Consider the following 2704-nt stretch of genomic DNA (forward strand, 5'->3'; position numbering starts at 1 on the left):
ACGCTTTGCCATATTTTTAGCTATTATAAGATTGTGATATCCTTATTGGATGGTGCTCTCACCCATTTTTTCTACTGCTTGCGGGTCCTGTTGGCGGCGAGCTTTTTTGCGGTGGTTTGTTATGAAAAATTTGTATAAGCTTATTCTGTGTCTTGCATTCCCGGCGTTCGCGACGCATGTGGCGGTGCTAGAGACGACTGCACCCAAAGAGGTGCTCTCGCTCGAAGAAAAGCAGTACCTCACCGACGTGCTCAGGTCCGAAGCGGTGAAGGCGCTCCCTGCCGAGCAGAACTACACGATCATGACGCGAGAGAACATCAGCGTCATGCTCCCGCCGGGCAAGGCTATCGAGGATTGCGAAGGCAGTTGCCTCGTGGAGACGGGCAAGAACATCGCCGCCGACTACGTTGCGCAAGGACACGTGGGGCGTTTCGCAAACAACCTCACCATTACCGTGGAACTCTACGAGACTGCGGGAAACAAGCTCATGGGCAGTTTCAGCACCAAGGCATCCAACATTGAATTGCTAGAAGCTGAAATCCGGCAGAAGTCGAACGAATTATTTTCGCGAATTGTCGCAAGTTCGCTCGGCAAGGTAAATTTGCAGCCGGTTCTGGTCGATAAGCTGGGAAACGAATCGGAACTCGTCATCAAGATTGACGGCGAAAGCAAAAAGGACGGTCGAAAATATGCACGTGGCGTTTGGGAACTGAATCCCGGCAGCCATGAAATTGAATTTGTCCATCGTTGCTATGAACCGCAAAAGTTCAAGGTGAACGTGCAGAGCGGAAGGACCGTAGATGTGAACAACGTTCTTGATGTCGCCATGGGGAATTTATCTTTGAAAGCGGAATTCAAGGACTCGTTCCGCGAAGTCCCTGTTTTCGTAAACGATTCGCTGGCCGGGCAAACGCCTTTTGCTGGCCGCGTGCCGCTCTGTGCCAAGGTCGAAGTGGGCGATGAAGGGTTCCGCGAGACGGTCATGACGCAGTGGGCGGGCAAGGACAGACTTGAAATCAAGTACGGCCTCAAGAAAGCGAAACCCACCGCCGAAGAACTCCGTGCCGATTCGATCGCGACCGCGGAACAGATGGCCGCTGACAATGCCGCTCGTGACGCCGCATCAAAAGAAAGCCGTTCGGCAATCATGAAGCCCGTTTCCATCGCGATGATGGCTCTTGGCGTTGCCGGTGTCGTTGTCGGCATTTACGAGAATTCCGTCGGAAACGACGAACGCAAAAAGTACGACAAGGCGACGTTTGACAACAAACGCGATTTCGACAAGCAATGGGACAAGGTGGAATCCGCAAAGACGAAGCGCAATGTGTTTTACGGAATTGGTTTCGGGATGCTCGGTGCCGGTGCCGTGACGTTCTTTGTGTTCTGAGAATAGTAAACGGTAGGAAGGTTGTAATTATGAAGTTCAGAAATCGAAACTTGGAATTGGGAATGGATTCTCGCGAGTCATTGCAAAGACCGGATTCTCGCTTGTCATTGCGAGGAACAGATTCTCGCTTGTCATTGCGAGGACCGCAAGGGACGAAGCAATCTCTAGCAGCATTCTTATCTCTCGTCTGCACTCTCTCGTCTTTCGTCTTATTCACCGCCTGTAGCGATTTCGGCGAACGCGACAACCCGCTGGACCCCGGCGCGTACAATTACGTTGCACCGAATGACGATGCAAAATCCTCAAGCAGTTCCATCAAGAAAACGGAATCATCAAGTTCTTCGGTGAAGTCGGATAAATCCTCTTCAAGCGTAGAAAAGTCCAAGTCCTCTTCGTCTGTCAAGTCGGACTCCGCTGCATCATCCAGTTCAAGCAGTGTAAAAACACAGCCATCCTCCAGCAGCAAAAACAAAGAACAATCCTCCAGTAGCAAGGTCCCTGAGCCTGCCGAAGGGTCCTCCTCGTCTGTCAAGCCGAACTCCGTTGCTGCTTCTAGTTCAAGCAGTGTAAAAACGCAACCATCCTCCAGCAGTAAGGTCCCTGAGCCTGCCGAAGGGTCCTCTTCGTCTATCAAGCCGAACTCCGTTGCTGCTTCCAGTTCAAGCAGCGTAAAAACGCAGCCATCTAGTTCAAGCAAAAAAGCATCTTCCAGCAGCGAAGCTGTCATCCCCGCCTCGAGCGGGGACCTCCGTTCATCTTCCAGCAGCAAAAAACAAGATCAATCGTCCAGCAGCAAGGTCCCTGAGCCTGCCGAAGGGTCCTCCTCGTCTGTCGAGCCGAACTCTGTTGCTGCATCCAGTTCAAGCATTGTAACACAACCACCATCATCAAGCAGCGTGCAACCGCCGCAATCATCGAGTGAAGAATCTTCTTGGACATGCGGCGTTTCGACGATAACTCGTGGCGACTACGAATACAAAACTGTTGTCATCAAGGAACAATGTTGGACAAAGGAAAACCTGCGTTACGTTCCTAGCGTTGGAACAACAATGTGTTATGGCAACAAGGCTGAAAATTGCGAAACTTACGGTCTTTTGTACGATTTCGAAGCGGCAAATCTCGCATGCCCCACAGGCTGGCGGCTCCCGACAAGCGCCGAATACGAAGCCCTGGCAGAATACTCCATGGAAGGTGCTCCCTTGTACGATGCCGGTGCCCATTTCAAGGCTACGAGCGGATGGACACCTGAAAATGGGGACGACTTCCTTGAATTTACGGCCCTCCCCGGCGGCAAGTGCAACGAGGACCAAACTTGCC

2 protein-coding genes are annotated in these 2704 nt (G+C 51.9%); both read left to right on the top strand.

Annotation, left to right across the window (positions count from 1 at the left end):
* Positions 1–121: 121 nt before the first annotated feature.
* The gene (locus IKG78_RS19700) at positions 122–1387 is read left to right on the top strand and encodes a hypothetical protein (RefSeq protein ID WP_290947186.1); all 1266 of its coding nucleotides are present in this window, start codon (positions 122–124) and stop codon (positions 1385–1387) included.
* 29 nt (positions 1388–1416) lie between these two features.
* The coding region (locus IKG78_RS19705) for an FISUMP domain-containing protein (protein WP_290947189.1) at positions 1417–2704 on the top strand (1288 nt) is incomplete at its 3' end.

It is taken from the genome of Fibrobacter sp., from assembly GCF_017545445.1.
In the GTDB taxonomy this organism is placed as follows: Bacteria; Fibrobacterota; Fibrobacteria; order Fibrobacterales; family Fibrobacteraceae; genus Fibrobacter.

Coding starts and splice junctions, on each gene's coding strand:
- IKG78_RS19700 (WP_290947186.1), top strand. CDS start 122: ATGAAAAATTTGTATAAGCTTATTCTGTGTCTTGCATTCCCGGCGTTC.